Source organism: Amycolatopsis antarctica (assembly GCF_002262875.1).
Taxonomy (GTDB): domain Bacteria; phylum Actinomycetota; class Actinomycetes; order Mycobacteriales; family Pseudonocardiaceae; genus Amycolatopsis; species Amycolatopsis antarctica.
Window position 1 is genome coordinate 329,084 of the sequence record NZ_NKYE01000005.1, and the last position, 15,225, is coordinate 344,308.

The 15,225-nt window shown below is 71.1% G+C and carries 13 protein-coding genes; 6 read left to right on the forward strand and 7 right to left on the reverse strand.

The window, feature by feature from the left end; translation table 11 throughout:
• Positions 1-166: 166 nt before the first annotated feature.
• Positions 167-787: a GNAT family N-acetyltransferase gene (locus CFN78_RS11185; protein WP_094862649.1), complete on the reverse strand. Its 621-nt coding sequence runs from the start codon at positions 785-787 to the stop codon at positions 167-169.
• 172 nt (positions 788-959) lie between these two features.
• Here CFN78_RS11185 and CFN78_RS11190 point away from each other — a divergent pair, with 172 nt between their 5' ends.
• Together CFN78_RS11190 and CFN78_RS11195 are read left to right on the forward strand one after the other, a co-directional pair.
• The gene (locus CFN78_RS11190; RefSeq protein ID WP_094862650.1) at positions 960-1,451 is read left to right on the forward strand and encodes a phosphoribosyltransferase; all 492 of its coding nucleotides are present in this window, start codon (positions 960-962) and stop codon (positions 1,449-1,451) included.
• A gap of 9 nt (positions 1,452-1,460) precedes the next feature.
• Positions 1,461-2,192: a Fic family protein gene (locus tag CFN78_RS11195; protein ID WP_094862651.1), complete on the forward strand. Its 732-nt coding sequence runs from the start codon at positions 1,461-1,463 to the stop codon at positions 2,190-2,192.
• A 64-nt stretch (positions 2,193-2,256) separates the two neighbouring features.
• Here CFN78_RS11195 and CFN78_RS11200 read toward each other — a convergent pair whose 3' ends face one another.
• The 6 genes from CFN78_RS11200 to CFN78_RS11225 form a co-directional block, all read right to left on the reverse strand.
• Positions 2,257-3,186 (reverse strand): N-acetylmuramic acid 6-phosphate etherase, encoded by a 930-nt coding sequence (locus CFN78_RS11200; protein ID WP_094862652.1) that lies wholly within the window; start codon positions 3,184-3,186, stop codon positions 2,257-2,259.
• Between the two features lie 17 nt (positions 3,187-3,203).
• Positions 3,204-4,178: a MurR/RpiR family transcriptional regulator gene (locus tag CFN78_RS11205; protein ID WP_165777515.1), complete on the reverse strand. Its 975-nt coding sequence runs from the start codon at positions 4,176-4,178 to the stop codon at positions 3,204-3,206.
• A gap of 171 nt (positions 4,179-4,349) precedes the next feature.
• On the reverse strand, positions 4,350-6,155 hold the full coding sequence (locus CFN78_RS11210; RefSeq protein WP_094862718.1) for a serine hydrolase domain-containing protein: 1,806 nt from the start codon (positions 6,153-6,155) through the stop codon (positions 4,350-4,352).
• Between the two features lie 7 nt (positions 6,156-6,162).
• Complete coding sequence (locus CFN78_RS11215; protein WP_094862653.1) at positions 6,163-7,452, reverse strand: exo-beta-N-acetylmuramidase NamZ family protein; 1,290 nt, start codon at positions 7,450-7,452, stop codon at positions 6,163-6,165.
• Positions 7,453-7,462: 10 nt separating this feature from the next.
• Positions 7,463-9,268 carry a glycoside hydrolase family 3 protein gene (locus CFN78_RS11220; protein ID WP_240519384.1) on the reverse strand — a complete coding sequence of 602 codons (1,806 nt, stop codon included), beginning with the start codon at positions 9,266-9,268 and terminating at the stop codon, positions 7,463-7,465.
• A gap of 780 nt (positions 9,269-10,048) precedes the next feature.
• Positions 10,049-10,888, reverse strand: a complete 840-nt coding sequence (locus tag CFN78_RS11225; protein WP_094862654.1) for an HAD family hydrolase — start codon at positions 10,886-10,888, stop codon at positions 10,049-10,051.
• Between the two features lie 446 nt (positions 10,889-11,334).
• Between CFN78_RS11225 and ssd the strand changes: the two genes are divergently transcribed.
• From ssd to CFN78_RS11245, 4 genes are read left to right on the forward strand one after another with little or no spacing between them, the layout of a single operon-like run.
• Entirely contained in the window at positions 11,335-12,417 is a 1,083-nt protein-coding gene (gene ssd / locus CFN78_RS11230) for a septum site-determining protein Ssd (RefSeq protein WP_094862655.1), read from the forward strand.
• On the forward strand, positions 12,414-13,574 hold the full coding sequence (locus CFN78_RS11235; RefSeq protein ID WP_094862656.1) for a TadA family conjugal transfer-associated ATPase: 1,161 nt from the start codon (positions 12,414-12,416) through the stop codon (positions 13,572-13,574). The genes ssd and CFN78_RS11235 overlap by 4 nt, the downstream gene beginning before the upstream one ends.
• Entirely contained in the window at positions 13,574-14,368 is a 795-nt protein-coding gene (locus tag CFN78_RS11240) for a type II secretion system F family protein (protein ID WP_094862657.1), read from the forward strand. The genes CFN78_RS11235 and CFN78_RS11240 overlap by 1 nt, the downstream gene beginning before the upstream one ends.
• Positions 14,365-15,102: a type II secretion system F family protein gene (locus CFN78_RS11245; RefSeq protein ID WP_094862658.1), complete on the forward strand. Its 738-nt coding sequence runs from the start codon at positions 14,365-14,367 to the stop codon at positions 15,100-15,102. Before CFN78_RS11240 ends, CFN78_RS11245 begins: the two co-directional genes overlap by 4 nt.
• Positions 15,103-15,225: the final 123 nt, after the last annotated feature.

Here is a 15,225-nt window from a genome sequence, read left to right on the forward strand (position 1 = left end):
TCCTGGTTCGCGGTGTCTCGGCTACCCGCCGGAAAGGCACGGTATCGACGTTAGTACGCGATGACAAAGGTTGCAGCGAGGTTGCGGCCGGAGGCGTCCCTGTGCGGCGAAGGGTCGAAGACCGCGACCAACGCCGACCGGTGGCGCGGGTCGGGGGAGCCGGGCCTCAGCGGAGCCGGGCGGTGAGCGCGGCCTCGGCGGCGGGCCACTCGCCGGCGGTCATCGAGTACGAGACCGTGTCGCGCAGGGAACCGTCCTTGCGGATGCGGTGTGCGCGCAGGACGCCTTCACGGACGGCGCCCAGTCGCTCGATCGCCCGCTGGGAACGTTCGTTGCGGATGTCGGTGTGCCAGGCGACGCGGGCGGCCCCGAGAGCGTCGAAAGCCCGGCGCAGCAACAGAATCTTGGCTTCGGTGTTCACCGGGCCGCGTTGCCACGGTGCGCCGATCCAGGTGTGCCCGATGGCGAGTCCGCGGTGTCTCGGATCGATCTCGTAGTAGGAGGTGGTGCCCGCCACCGCCCCGGACGCCAGGTCGATCTGTGCCCAGGCGAGCCGATCGTCCTCGGCCAGCGCACGGTCGATCATCGCCTCGGTGGCGGCCAGATCCGCCGGCGGGTACATGCTCAGCCAGGTCCAGACGGCCGGGTCACCGCCCGCGGCGAGCAGGCCCCCGGCGTGTTCGGGGCCAAGGGGTTCCAGCCGCACGTGCCTCCCGGACAGCACCGGGCGCTCGCGCCACGGCGAACCGGTGCCGTCCGCCGCGGGCGCCCACGCCGTCTCCCGCACGTCTGCCTCCCGCACACCTGGCTCCCGCACCCGCCAACCGTATGCCGTGGCACCGGGTGGGTGCAGATCCACTCGTTCGGCGGATCGGAAGGCCAATGCTCGCGGGCCGGGCGCCGGGTGCGCTCGTATGCTCGCGACCGTTCGGGCTCACGTGCGGAAAGGGTGCTCGCCGATGGCGGAGGTACGGGAAGAACTGACCTGGGAACTGTTCGGCTCGGCGAGCCGCGAGCTGGCCCAAGCGGTCGCCGACGACGGGTTCGAACCCGATCTGGTGCTGTCCATCGCGCGGGGAGGACTGTTCGTCGCCGGCGCGCTCGGCTACGCGCTGGAGGTGAAGAACCTGCACGTGATGAACGTCGAGTTCTACACCGGCGTCGACCAGCGGCTTGACCTGCCGGTCATGCTGCCTCCGGTGCCCAACGCGGTGGACCTGACCCGGAAGAAGGTGCTGGTGGCCGACGATGTCGCCGACACCGGCGCGACGTTGAAGCTCGTGCACGACTTCTGTGCCGAGCACGTCGCCGAGGTCCGGTGCGCGGTGATCTACGAGAAGCCCCGCTCGGCGGTGAAGTGCGACTACGTCTGGCGGCGTACCGAACGCTGGATCGAGTTCCCGTGGTCGTCCGGGCCACCGGTGCGCCGCCGCCCCTCGGCGGGTTCGTAGGCTGCCGGGATGACTGATCCCCTCGCCCCGCTGCTCGACCTCGACGGCGTTGCGGACGCGGTGAAATCCGCGCAGGACGCAGTGTTCGCCGTGCACCGGTTCGGCGCGAATCTGCGTGGCGGGTCCGTGACGGCGGCGGAGGCCTCGGTGCGCGCGGCGCGGGCGTCCGCGGGCATCGACGGGGCCGACCCGGAACTGCCCGCCGAGGGGGACGTCGGCGATCCGGTGCTCGCGGGTGCGCTGCGGGTGGCGGAGTCCTCGGAGGGACTGCTGCCGACCTGGCGGCGTGCGCCCTCGCAGGCGCTGGCCCGTCTGCACCTGCTGGCCGCGGCCGACCTGACCGAGGACCCGGATCTGCTGGGCAGGCCCCGGTCCGGCGCCGGGGTGGCGCGGCGGCTTGAACTGCTCGCGAAGCTCTGCACCGGGGAGACGAAGGTGCCCGGGGCCGTGCTCACCGCCGTAGTGCACGGCGAACTGCTCACCCTGCGTCCGTTCGGTACCGCGGACGGGGTGGTGGCCCGCGCGGCTGCCCGGCTGACGATGGTGGCCAGCGGGCTCGACCCCAAATCGCTGACGGTGCCGGAGGTCTACTGCTACCGGCATCCGCGACGCTACGCCGAGGCGCTCGCCGGTTTCGCGAGCGGCGAGCCGGACGGAGTGCGTGACTGGTTGCTGATGTGCTGCGAGGCGTTCGAGGCCGGCGCCAGGGAAGCCCGCGGCATCGCCGAGGCGGCCGGCTGAGCCCGCCGCCCGGGAATCCGCCACCTGGCCGTCTTCTCCGGCGGCGACCAGGTGGCCCGCGAAGTCAGCTCGCGCGTACGTGCAGTGAGGCCAGCGCGTTGCGGACGTGGCCGTCCGTGCGCGCGAGGGCGTCCGTCGCGCCGCTGGTGTCCACCCCGGACAGCAGGTGGACCAGCGCGACCTTGAGGTCACCGTCGGCCTCGGTCAGCGCCTGCGAGCACTCGTGCGGGCTCATTCCCGTCGCCTCGACGAGGATGCGCACCGTGCGGCCGCGGAGCTTCGCGTTGGTAGCGCGCATGCTGACCATCAGGTTGGAGTACGTGCGCCCCATCCGGATCATCGTCGCGGAGGAGAACGCGGTGAGGATGATCTTCTGCGCCGTCCCCGCCTTCATCCGGGTCGAGCCCGCGATCGCCTCCGGGCCGGTGTCCACCGCGATCAGCACGTCGAGGCCCGGCGGGGTGACAGCGGCCGGGTTGCCGGATACCAGCGCGGTGCGCGCCCCGCGGCGGCTGGCCGCCTGCAGCGAACCCAGGACGTACGGGGTACGGCCGGACGCGGTCAGACCGAGCACGAGGTCACCGGGAACGACGCAGGACGTCATCTCCGCCGCTCCGGCCTTGGCGTCGTCCTCCGCGTTCTCGACGGCCTGCTTGAGGGCCTTCTCGCCGCCCGCGTGGTGGGCGACGAACCAGTCCGGCGGGACGTTGAAGGTGGGGACGAGTTCGGCCGCGTCCAGGGTGGCGAGGCGGCCGGAGGTGCCGGCACCGACGTAGTGCACGCGGCGTCCGCTGCGCAGCGCGTCGACGGCGTAGTCCACCGCCGTGGCGAGCTGCGGCAGCACCGCCTGCACCGCTTCGGGAACCCGCCGGTCCTCGGCGTTGATCGCGGCGAGGATGCCCGCGGTCGACATCTGATCGATGCCCGTCGTTCTCGGATTGCGCTGTTCCGTGGGGGAATCGACGTGCACCACCTGACGCGGCACTGTCATCATGCGCCTCACTTTGTCGCTCATTTTCCGGTCTCCCGCGGCCGTCGCCTGCCGTCGGGGCGGACCCCGAGCCGGTGCGCGCCCACCGCATCGCGAGTGGCATCGAGCGCGTTGACCGACTCGTCCATGTGCCGCTGTGCGACACCGATGAACAGGCAGTCGATGACCGTGAGCTGGGCGATCCGGCTGGCTGTCGCGCCGGATCGGAATGTGGTCTCCCTGGCCGCGGTGGTCAGAACCTGATCGGCCACCTCGGTGATCGGGGAGCGGGGGAAGTTGGTCAGGGCCACGGTCTGCGCACCGTGCTCCCTGGCGACCCGGAGCGCCTCGACGGTGTCGGTGGTGGCGCCGGTGTGCGAGATGCCGATCGCGACGTCGCCCTCGCCGAGGACCGCGGCGGAGGTGAGCATCACGTGGGTGTCGGACCAGGCGAAGCTGATCCGGCCGATGCGGTGCAGCTTCTGCTGGAGGTCGATCGCGACGAGCGCGCTGGCGGCGACGCCGTAGACGTCCACCCGGCCCGCGTTGGCCACCAGGTCGATGACGCGCTCCAGGACCCCGACCTCGAGCTGCTCGGCCGTCTCCTCGACCGCGCGGGCGTCCGCGTAGCTGACCTTGCTCACGACGGAGGCCAGGTCGTCGTTCAGGGCGATCTCGCCGCCGAGGTTGCGGGAGGACCGTGCCTCGGTGCGGGCCGTGTCGGCCGCAAGGGCGATGCGGAGCTGCGGGTAACCGCCGACGCCGATGGCCTTGCAGAAGCGGGTCACCGTGGTCTCGCTGGTGTTCGCGGCGAGTGCCACCTCGGTGATGCTGCGGCGGGCGACGGTCGACGGATCGTCGAGGACCACCTTGGCTACGCGCTGTTCCGCCCGGGCAAGTCCGGGAAGCAGCGACCGGATACGCACCAGCGGGCTCGAGTCGGCGTCACGCGAGGTGGCAGCGATCGGCTCGGGCACCTCGGCGGTGACCTCCGGGGCGGAATCTGAACTAGCCATCGTGGGAAACTTACTAACCGTAGGAGTTTGCGACAAGGCTACCCACACCCTTCAAGATGAACGCAACCAGATCGCTATGGCAGGTCCTGGTGGCGACTGACTTCGATGTCAAGAAAGTCGCTAACCAGGTGCCAGTCGTTAACTTCTCATGCTAACGACTTTGCAACGGAGCTAGCGACCCTGTAGCTGCCAGTCAACACCGGTGAACGCAGCGGTATCGCGCTCGCCGTCGAGGATCGTGCCGTTACTTCCGGTTACTGAGATGCCGTCCACATGGATTCCGCGTCCGGTGTAGTTCGTGTCGGTCGTGTACCGCCAGCGCAGCGTTACCTGCTCTTGTGGAGTGACGCCGGTGGTATCAGATGTCGCACCGAGGGCGGAAAGTGTTTCACCTTGCAGGCGGGCATCAACCTTCCACCACTGACGGTGCCCGGTTCCGGACAGTGCGTCCACCTCGGACTCCGGCGAACCGGCTCCGGAGGCCGTGACGGGCACAGGTGTCCAGTTCGCCCCGTCGCGCGAGGCCTCGAGTACCAGGGTGTCGGTCGGCTCGGAGTCGACGAAGGCGGAGAACTCGATCCGGGCATCGCCCTGGACCGTCAGCGGCTTCGTCGTGAGGGTCGATGTGGCGGCGTTACCGATTCCGGTGAACCAGGCGTCCTCGCCGTGTCGCGGCCGCACCGCCATGGCGCGGGCCAGGCCGGTGGCCCAGGCCTGGCGCGCCGGATTCACTGATCCCCAGTCCCGGGTCGGGTGCACGCGGTTGGTGAGCAGGACGGCAACGGAGCGCGACAGAGGATCGATGACCAGGGTGGTACCGGTGAAACCGGTGTGCCCGGCGCTGACGGGTGAGGTCAGCGCGCCCATGTACCACATCTGGTTCAGCTCGAACCCGAGTCCGTGCGAGTCCTCCGGGAACTGCTGGTTGTAGTTCGTCAGCATCGAGCGCACGGCCTCCTCGCCGAGGATGCGCTGCCCGCCGTAGGTTCCGCCGTTGAGAATCGCCTGGCCGAGGACGGTGATGTCCCGTGCCGTGGAGAACACGCCCGCGTGCCCGGCGACCCCGCCGAGCGACCAGGCGTTCTCGTCGTGCACCTCGCCGCGCACCAGACCGCGGGGCGGATCGGAGGTGAACTCCGTCGCGGCGATGCGATCGAGCTTCTCGGCCGGTGGGTTGTAGCCGGTGTCGGGCATGCCCAGTGGTCCGGTGATCCGCTCGGCGACCACCGCGTCCAGTGGGCTGCCGGTCAGCCGCTCGACCATCAGGCCGAGCGTGATCAGGTTCAGGTCGGAGTACTCGTAGGCGCTGCCCGGCGGGGTCTTGGGCGCCACGTCCATGACCGCCTTGATCCGGGACGGCTTGTCCGGCCAGTCCTTCCACAGGTTCAGGAACGGCTCCAGCCCAGAGGTGTGGGTCAGGAGCTGCTTGACGGTGATGGCTTCCTTGCCGTTCACGCCGAACTCGGGCAGGTACGTCGCGACCGGGGCCTCCACGTCGATCCCGCCCTGCTCGACGAGCTGCATCACGGCGATCGAGGTGAACAGCTTCGAGATGGAGGCCATGTCGAAGATCGTGTCGGCCCGCATGGGCACCTGCTGCTCCGGTGGCAGTTCGGTGCCCTCGGCGTCGGCGTAACGCACCGCCGAGCCGGTGGTGAAGGTGTCGACGACCGTGCCGTCATGCGCGAGCAGGCCGACGGCACCCGCGAACAACGGGTGGCCGGTGGCCGGATCGGGCTGGGTCCACGCGGTGAGCTGCTGCTCCGCCGCTCGGATCGGAGCCGGGTCGAGCCCCACGTCCTCCGGCGCACCGTCCCGCAGCTCGGTCGCGGCCGGGGCGAACCCCTGCTGCGGACGATCGAAGCGGCCGGTGCCGTCGTGGCCACCCTGCTCGCCGGGAGCCGCCGTGGCACCCGCACCCGTTCCGGTCAGCACCACCGCCGCGATCGCGATCAGCGCCGTCACCCTGCTCCGCATGTGCACCTCACCGGTAGATCAGATAGTTCTGCCGCAACCGATCGAAGTCTTCGAGTTCGGCCTGCCAGGAGCCGATGATCTCGTCGACGCCCGCTCCGGCGTCCACCATGGTGCGGAACCTCGCGGAGCCGGTGAGCTTGTCGATGAAATTGTCCGGCCGCCAGGCGAACACGTCCGGATAGATCTTCTTCGCCGTGACGATCATCGACACCGCGGTCCGGATCGCGTCGAACTTGTGCGGATCCGTCACCGTCACCTGCACACCGCCGCAGGGTTCGTCGACGAACTTGCCGAAGGTCGGCACGAAGTAGTTCTCCCGGAAGTGCGCGCCAGGGAGCCCGAGGGCCTGTAGGTCCTCGCGCCAGCGCCAGTCCAGGCCGGGCGCGCCGATGATCTCGAACGGCCTGGTGGTGCCGCGGCCCTCCGAGAACACCGTGCCCTCGAAGATCCCGGTGCCCGGGTAGACAAGTGCCGTGTCCGGGGTGGGGACGTTCGGACTGGGTGGGGTCCAGACCAGACCCGACTCGGCGAAGACCGAGTTCCGCTGCCAGCCCGCGACCTCGACGATCTCGAGCTGATCGAGACTGCCACCGTCCTCCGGCAGGAACTCGGCGTCGAACAGCTTCGCCAGCTCGCCGGAGGTCATGCCGTGCTGCTGGACGATCGGCTTCAGGCCGACGCCGGAGGAGAACGCCGGGTCGAGCATCGGCCCGTAGGCCGTGCCGCCCAGCGGGTTCGACCGGTCCAGGACCATCACCGAGGCGCCGACCCTGGTCGCGGCCGCCATCGCCGTGTAGAGCGACCAGATGTAGGTGTAGAAACGCGCACCGATGTCGGTGATGTCGGCGACCAGGGTGTCCACGCCCGACTTGGTGAACAGCGCGGCCAACTCGTCGGCGGTGAGTCCGTACGCGTCGTAGACCTGGACCCCTGTGCGCGGGTCGAGGTAGTCGCCCTCGGAGCCACCGGCCTGCGCGCTGCCCCGGAAACCGTGCTCCGGCCCGAACGCCGCCACCGGGGGAAGTCCCGCGGCGACGAGGGAGTCGACGATGTGCTCGCCGTCGGCCAGCACCCCCGTCGGGTTGGTCAGCACACCGACCTTGCGGCCCGCGAACCGTTTCCAGCCTTCCGCGGCGAGCTGGTCGGCGGCCGGGACGACCTTGCCGCCCGGCCTGCCGGCGGCCGCCGATGCGAACGGTGCCGCCGACGCGCTGCCCGCGCCGGCTCCCGAGGCGGCCAGCAGGGCCGGGGTCGCGAGAGCGCCGGCCGTGAGGAATCGACGTCGATTCACTGTCATCTTCCGGCTCCTACCAGCTCAGGCCGTGATCGAACGGGAACAACACCTGGGTCGGGTCCTCGCCGGCCGGGATGTCGACCGGAAGCTTTCCGGTCGGCTTGACCTCGCCGAGGATGACCTTGGCCAGCGAGGTCATGGTGACCGCGCGCCAGTCATAGGTCGCGATCCAGGTGGGAACATTCGCGAAACCGGGGTCGTACGGCTCCTGGACGGCCACCGCGACGACCGGCTTGCCGGTGGCCTGCAAGGCGCTGATCAGGTTGCGCTGCCCCTCATCGGCACGCAGCCCGTTGGTCAGGACGATGGCCAGCTCGGCGTCACCGGCCGCGGCGACGGCACCGTCGATCGCGGCCTGGTCGGGCTTGGCGCCCGTGGGCAGGGCGGTCGCGGCCGGGCCGATCGCGCCTGCCAGCGCGTTCACCGGCTCGGCCGGGTAGCCGGGGTAGTCGGCTCGGTTCCATCCGGTGACCAGCACGTTCGACGGCGCCTGCTGCAACGGCAGGACCCCGGCGTCGTTGCGGAGCACGGTGGTGGTGCGGTCGGTGAGCTGCTGGATGGTCTCCAGGTTCTCCGGCGTGCCCACCTTGTCGGCCACGGCGTTCTCGTCCACCAGCGGCTGCTCCACGATGCCGCGCTTGCACTTGAGCTTCAGGATCCGCACGACGCTCTCGTCGATGCGCTGCTCGGTGATCCGCCCGCTCTTGACGGCCTCCAGGACGCCGTTGATCGCGGCCGGCATGTCCGGTGGCATCAGCATCTGGTCCACGCCCGCCTCGATGGCGAGCACCGGGACCTCGGCGTCGGGGTGGAGCTGGCGCACGCCCTCCATCTGCAGGGAGTCGGTCACGATGACGCCCTCGTAGCCCAGTTCCTCGCGCAGCAGGCCGCCGATGATCGGCTTGGACAGCGTGGCGGGCTCCCCCGAGGGGTCCAGGCTCGGCACGGTGATGTGCGCCGACATGATCGAGTCGGCGCCGGCGTCGACCGCGGCCTTGAAGGGCGGCAGGTCGATCTTGCGCCAGTCCTCCTCGCTCCGCTCGATCACCGGCAGGCCGGTGTGGCTGTCCTCGGCGGCGTCACCGTGACCGGGGAAGTGCTTGGCGGCGGCGGAGACCGTCTCGGTGGGCTTGCCGGAGTCCTGGTAGCCGGCGACCTGCGCGGCGACCATCTCGCCGGTCAGCGCCGGGTCGGAGGAGAACGAACGGGAACCGATGACCGGGTTGAGCGGGTTGGAGTTGACGTCCGCGTCCGGGGCGAAGTCCTGTGCGACGCCGAGGGCACGCAGCTCCTTGCCGTTGACGGCGGCGAGGGCGGTGGCGTCCTCGATGCTGCGTCCGGCGCCGACCGCCATGCTGCTCGGGTACTCGGTGGCGGGGTTGCCGACCCTGGTGACCCGGCCGCCTTCCTGGTCGACGGAGAGGATCAGCGGCAGCTTCTGCGGCCCGGCGAGCGCGGTTTCCTGCAGGCCGTTCGAGAAGCGCGCGAGCTGAGCCGGATCGTCAACGTTGTCGGTCTCCTGGTTGTTGAAGTAGATGACGCCGCCGACGCCGTAGCGCTGCACGACCTCGGCGGGCGTGTCGACGCCGTAGCGTTCCTGGTTGGTCGGGTGGGCCTCGTCGGCCGCCTTGCCGAACACGTCGGCGACGAAGAGCTGCCCGATCTTCTGCTCGAGGGTGAGGTCCTGGAGCTTCTCCCTGGCGAACTTCTCGGCCTTCTTGTCGAGCTTGTCCTTGCTCTCGGCCGCCGTGCCTGCCTGGGGCTCGGCATCCGGCGAGTCCGTGGCGGAGGCGAAGCCGGCGCCCGCGATGCTGGTCACGGCTACCAGGCTAGCGACAGAAGCCACCAGGGCACGTCTCTTGCGGCTGCGAGTGGTCACTGCTGCCTCCCAGTTTCTGTCGCGCTCGACGGAGATGTCGCGCGACCCGAAGTCTGCGGTCCGTTCGACAGATTCTCACCTGATCGGACCGGCAACGGGAAGCTACTCACCGAATGGGGTGCTGGTCAACGGCCGGTTCTGCCGTTCGGCCCACCGTGCGCGGCAAATCCAGCGTCACCAAGGAAATCGCGTTCGACCAGCTTCGCGAACGGATCCGTTCGAGGTCGCCGGCGCCCGTCGCGAGCGGAGGATTCGTGCGGCAGGGCCGTCGGAACGTGGACACGAAAAAGGCGGCGCCGCCGGCATCGCTGCCGGCGGGCGCCGCCTGAGCGCGGGCCACTCGGGTTACCAAGCGTGCAACTCGAGTCGTACCTACCTGGACTCGGCGTCCGGCGTCCCGGTACGCAGTCCCTTGACGACAAGCCTCCCGCGGCGTGCTGCGCGTGGGTGCCCGGAGTCCGCGCACGGAGATCCCTCGGGGTGGACGAGACTTATCTTCTGTCGCGTCCCTGGCCGACAAGATGTCCGCACCCCCATTTCTACTCAGTGACGCGCGTCACTTCAAGGCCTGGAGCGGGTGCACCGGTACAGAGCCACGATCTAGTGATCGGACGGTCGCCAGGAGGTACGATTTTCCCCTCGTGGCAAGGAAATCACCGGGTTTGATACCGCCGAGTGGGTGGCCGTCGCGGGCGGCGCGAGCACGTTCGGTGGGAGCGTTCAGTCGGTCCTGCGCCGACGCGCGAGTCCGTACCAGGTCGCGCCCGCCGCCACGGCTCCGACACCGACCCCGAGCGCCAGCGCGGCCGCAGACGGTGCGTTGAAGCGGCTGCCCAGTGACACCGGATTCGAGAACGCCAAGACCGGCCAGTCCCGTTCGCCCGCGATCCTGCGCAGCGCGCGGTCGGGATTGACGACGTGCGGGCGTCCGACGACCTCCAGCAGCGGGACGTCGGTGCTGGAGTCGGTGTACGCGTGGCACTGCGTGAGGTCGTAGCCGCGGCCGGCGGCCAGCCGCTCGGCGGCGCGCGCCTTGTTCTCGCCGTAACAGTAGAAGTCCACCTCGCCGGAGTACCTGCCGTCGACGATCTGCATCCGCGTGCCGACGCTGAGGGTCGCACCGAGCATCTCGGCGATCGGGGTCACCACCTCGTCCCCGGTCGCCGACAGGATCACCACGTCATGACCGTTCGCCTTGTGCTCGGCGATCAGTTCGGCCGCCTCCGCGTAGATCAGCGGTTCGACGACGTCGTGCAGGGTCTCGGTGACGATGGACCGGACCTGCGCCACGTCCCATCCGGCGCACAGCGCCGAGATCTGTGCCCGCATGCGCTCGGTCTTCCCCGCGTCGGCACCGGAGAGCGAGAAGACGAGCTGGGCGTATGCGCTCTTCAGTGCGGCACGACGATTGATCAAACCCTGTCGTAGCAACGGTTTGCTGAACGCCAGTGCGCTGGACGAGGCGATGATCGTCTTGTCGAGGTCGAAGAAGGCAGCGACCGGGGAGGAATCCGGGCGGGCTTCCGTCGCGTTCGTCGGCGTGCTGCTGGGATCGGCCACGGTCCCACCATAGAGAGGCCGCGGCAGCGATCTCCCTGTGGATTACCAAGAAACCGGCACTGGCTACTTTCGCGAGCTACAGTGGAGTGAAGCCCGGCTCAGTCCAGGCCGGTTCAGTCCGATTCCCCCCGGGGCTGAACCTTGGCGGCCCCCGCTCCTCCCCCCTGGCGGGGGTCGCCCCTTTTCTTACTGGGTCACACTTTCCGACGAACACTCGTGTTCTCCTCCGAGTTTCTCGCGCAGCCCGCCCATGAATTCCGCAACGCGATCGTTCCGGCGGGCACCGACACTTCCGGTCGCGAACCGGCATCCGAGCGCCCAGTTGTCCACAGCCACCCGGTTGTCCACAGGTCGCGGAACGCGCCGTTGCCCGCGGCGCCTGCTGAGCCGGACGGTGGAACCACGGCACGGGAGCCGGACGGAACCGTTGGACTGGGGGCAGGCACGTGACAAACAACCGACCGCTCGTCGTGATCAGCGACGAGGCACTGCTCGACGAGGTACTGCGGCTCGCGGCCGCGGTGGGTTGCGAGACCGAGCGCGCACCCGACCTCGAATCGGCCCGCCCCCGCTGGGCGGATGCGCCGCTGGTGCTGCTCGACGACACCGCCGCCCGCCGGGCACCGGACCTGCAGCACCGGCCGGGCGTACTGCTCGTCTGCAAGAGCACACCCGAACCGGAAACCTGGCAGCTCGCGTTCGGTCTCGGTGTGCAGCGCGTCGTCGCGCTTCCCGACGCCGAGTCCACCCTTCTCAGCGCGCTCGCGGACGCGCTCGAAGGCACCAGGGCCCGGCACGGGCCGGTGCTGGCGGTGATCGGCGCCCGGGGAGGTGCCGGGGCGTCCGTCTTCGCCGCGGCCGTCGGCATCGCCGCTGCCCGCACCGGCCGGGACGCGCTGCTCGTCGACTGCGACCAACTGGGCGGCGGCCTCGACCTGCTCCTGGGCATGGAGCAGGAGGGAGGGCTGCGCTGGCCAGGGCTGCGCACGGGATCCGGGCGGCTGCCCACCAGCGGCCTGCGTGCCGCGCTGCCGGGCCGGGACCACGGCGACGGGCGCCTGGCCGTGGTGTCCTGCGCCCGTGAAGGTGAAGGGCCGACCGCGGATGCGGTGACCGCGATCGTGGACACCGGGCGGCGGGCGGGTGATGTCGTGGTCTGCGATCTGCCGCGGCACGTCGGCGCCGTCGGCAGGGCCGTGCTCCGGAAGTCCGACCTGGTAGCCGTCGTCGTGCCCGCCGAGGTCCGGGCGAGCCTGTCGGCGGCGGGCGTGCTCGGCAGAATCGGAGGTCCGGCCACCCGGAGCGGTGTGGTCGTTCGCGGCCCCGCGGGCGAGACGCTGCCACCGGACCAGGTCGCCGACACGGTCGGGATTCCGCTGCTCACCTCGATGGCCTCGGAACGCGGCCTGCAACGCGCCATCGACCGGGGCGAATTCCTGCCGAGGGCCAAGGGGCCACTGGCCGTCGCGGCCTCGATGGTGCTGACCGAGCTGTCCGCGGAGACCGCCGGAGCGGGGGCGGCGCGATGAACTCCGAACTCATCGAGCGGGTCCGCAGGCGTCTCGCGGGCGAGGGCGCCGAGATGGACACCGCCGCCGTGGCCGACGCGGTACGGGCCGAGACCGGCGGCGTCGCCACGCACAACGAGGTGCTCCGCGCGCTGCGCCTGCTCCGGCAGGAGTTCGTCGGCACCGGCCCACTCGAACCGCTGCTCGACGACCCGGCCACCACCGACGTACTGGTCACCGCGCCCGACCAGGTGTGGGTCGACGGTGCGCACGGGCTGCGCCGCACCGATGTCCGCTTCACCGGCGAGGACGCCGTCCGCAGGCTCGCGGGCAGGCTGGCGCTCGCCGCGGGGCGGCGCCTGGACGGGGCCCAGCCCTACGTCGACGGCTGGCTACCGGGTTCGGGACCGCACGGCCGTATCCGGCTGCACGCCGTGCTGCCGCCCATCGCCGCGGACGGCACCTGCCTGTCGTTGCGTGTGCTGCGCCCCGCCGCCCACGACCTCGGTGCGCTTCGCCGCCTCGGCACCGTCGACGCGGCGGGTGCGGCGGTGCTCGACTCCATCGTCGAGGCGCGGCTGGCGTTTCTCGTCACGGGCGCGACCGGCTCGGGCAAGAGCACCCTGCTTGCCGCGTTGCTCGGCCGGGTCCCCGCCCACGAACGCATCGTCTGCGTCGAGGACGCGGGTGAGCTGCAGCCGGAACATCCGCAGTTCGTCCGCCTGGTCGCACGCCCGCCCAACGTCGAGGGCGCCGGGCGGGTGACGTTGCGCGAACTGGTCCGGCAAGCCCTGCGGATGCGGCCGGACCGGCTCGTCGTCGGCGAGGTGCGTGGGCAGGAGGTGTGCGAACTGCTCAACGCGCTCAACACCGGTCACGACGGCGGGGCGGGCACGCTGCACGCGAACTCGCCGCGAGAGGTCCCCGCCCGGCTCGAGGCCCTGGCGGCGCTCGGCGGACTCGGCCGGGAAGCGCTGCACAGCCAGCTCGCCGCGGCGGTCCAGGTGGTGCTGCACATGAAGCGGGACAACGAGTACGAGCGCAAGCTCGTCGAAATCGGCGTGATGCGGCGCGGTGATGCGGGCGTCGACGTCGTCACCGTCTGGCGGGCAGGGCAGTGGACCGCGCGGAAAGCGCTGCTCACCGATCTGCTCCGGGCCCCAATGCGGGCGGCGTGATGACGATCGCGTTCTCGCTGGTGGCTCTGGCGCTGCTCGCCTGGCCGGGAGACCTCGCTTCGCGCAGGCTCGCCCGTCTCACCGCGCCTGGCCGTCCGGCGTCGGCCCGGCCGCGGGGGCTCGCCCTCGCCGCCTCGGTCGCCGGAGCGTCCGCCGCGGGCTGGTGGCTCGGCCCGGCCGGAGCCGGGGCGTTCGCGTTCCTCGCGCTGGCGGCCTGGCGGCAGCTCCGCGCCAGGGCCGGTGCGCGGGCCACGGCCGCGACCGCCGAGGCGACCGCGGAAGCCCTCCGGACGCTGGTCGCGGAACTCCGGGCGGGTGCGCATCCGGCCGCCGCGGCGGAAGCGGCCGCCGTGGATGCCGAGCCCGGCACGGCGAGGTTGTTCACCGTGCTCGCCAGGGCGGCTCGCCTCGGCGGCGAGGTCGATCCGGGCAGCCTTCCTGGCGACGCCGCCCGCGGGCCGGTGGTCGAGGAGCTGCTGCGGGCGTGGGGGCTGGCCCAGCGGCACGGCCTGCCGCTGTCCGAGCTCCTCGACTCCGTGCGGCGTGATGTCGAGCAGAGTGCGCGATTCACCGGTCAGACGCAGGCCAGGATGGCCGGCCCGCGTGCCAGCGCGGGAGTCCTCGCGCTGCTGCCCGTCGTGGGCGTGGCTCTCGGCGAGGCGATGGGGGCACACCCGCTCGGCGTCCTCGCCGATACGGCGGCCGGGCAGGTCCTGCTGCTTGCCGGGAGCGCCCTGATCTGTGCGGGGATCGCCTGGAGCGTCCGGTTGACGACCGTGGCGGTGCTGCGATGACCACACACCCGGTGGCCCTCGTCCTGCTGGCGGTCGCGGTCCTCGCGCTCCCTCCGGGAGCTTCGGCCGCTCGGCGGCTGGCCGCCATCGTGCAGTCAGGGCCCTCCCGGCCACCGGGAGTCCTCCGGCCACGGCTCACCGGCCCGGCAGGCTGCGCGGTCCTGGCCGCCGCCGTCACTCTGGCGGTTGCCGGCGTGCCCGCCGGTCTCCTGGCCGCCCCGCCTGCCGGTGCCACCGTCTACTGGCTGATCCGGCGTGCCCGGCGCCGCCGGATCGAGGCGCCGGGTCCGATCCGCGCGATGCGGCTCGCCGCCGGATGGGACCTGCTCGCCGCTTGTCTGCATTCCGGCATGCCGGTGCCACTCGCCGTCCGCGCCGTGGCGGACGGGGCCCGGGATCCGGCGGTGGCGTCCCTGCGCGCGACCGCCGACCTGCTCGCCCTCGGTGCGGACCCGGCCGAGGCATGGGCACCGGCGCGCGACTCTCCGGTGACCGCCGAGCTGGCCAGGGCCGCCTGCCGCACGGCCAGATCCGGAACCGCGCTGGCGGAGGTCGCCACGGCGCTGGCGGTCAGGGTCCGGTCCACGACCGACGACGCGGCCGAGGCCGCCGCTCAGCGTGCGGGCGTGCTGATCACCGGCCCGCTCGGACTCTGCTTTCTGCCCGCCTTTCTGTGTCTGGGGGTGATCCCGGTCGTACTCGGTCTCGCCGGCCGGCTGACCGTCCTGAGTTGAACCACCTCGCCCGCGCTACCCCGAACCATCGTCGAGAGGACTAGAACATGATGTACCCCAACGGTTTTCCGCCTTTCCTCCCGCTCCGCCCGATACCGCGCCACCGACACCGTTTCCGCGGTG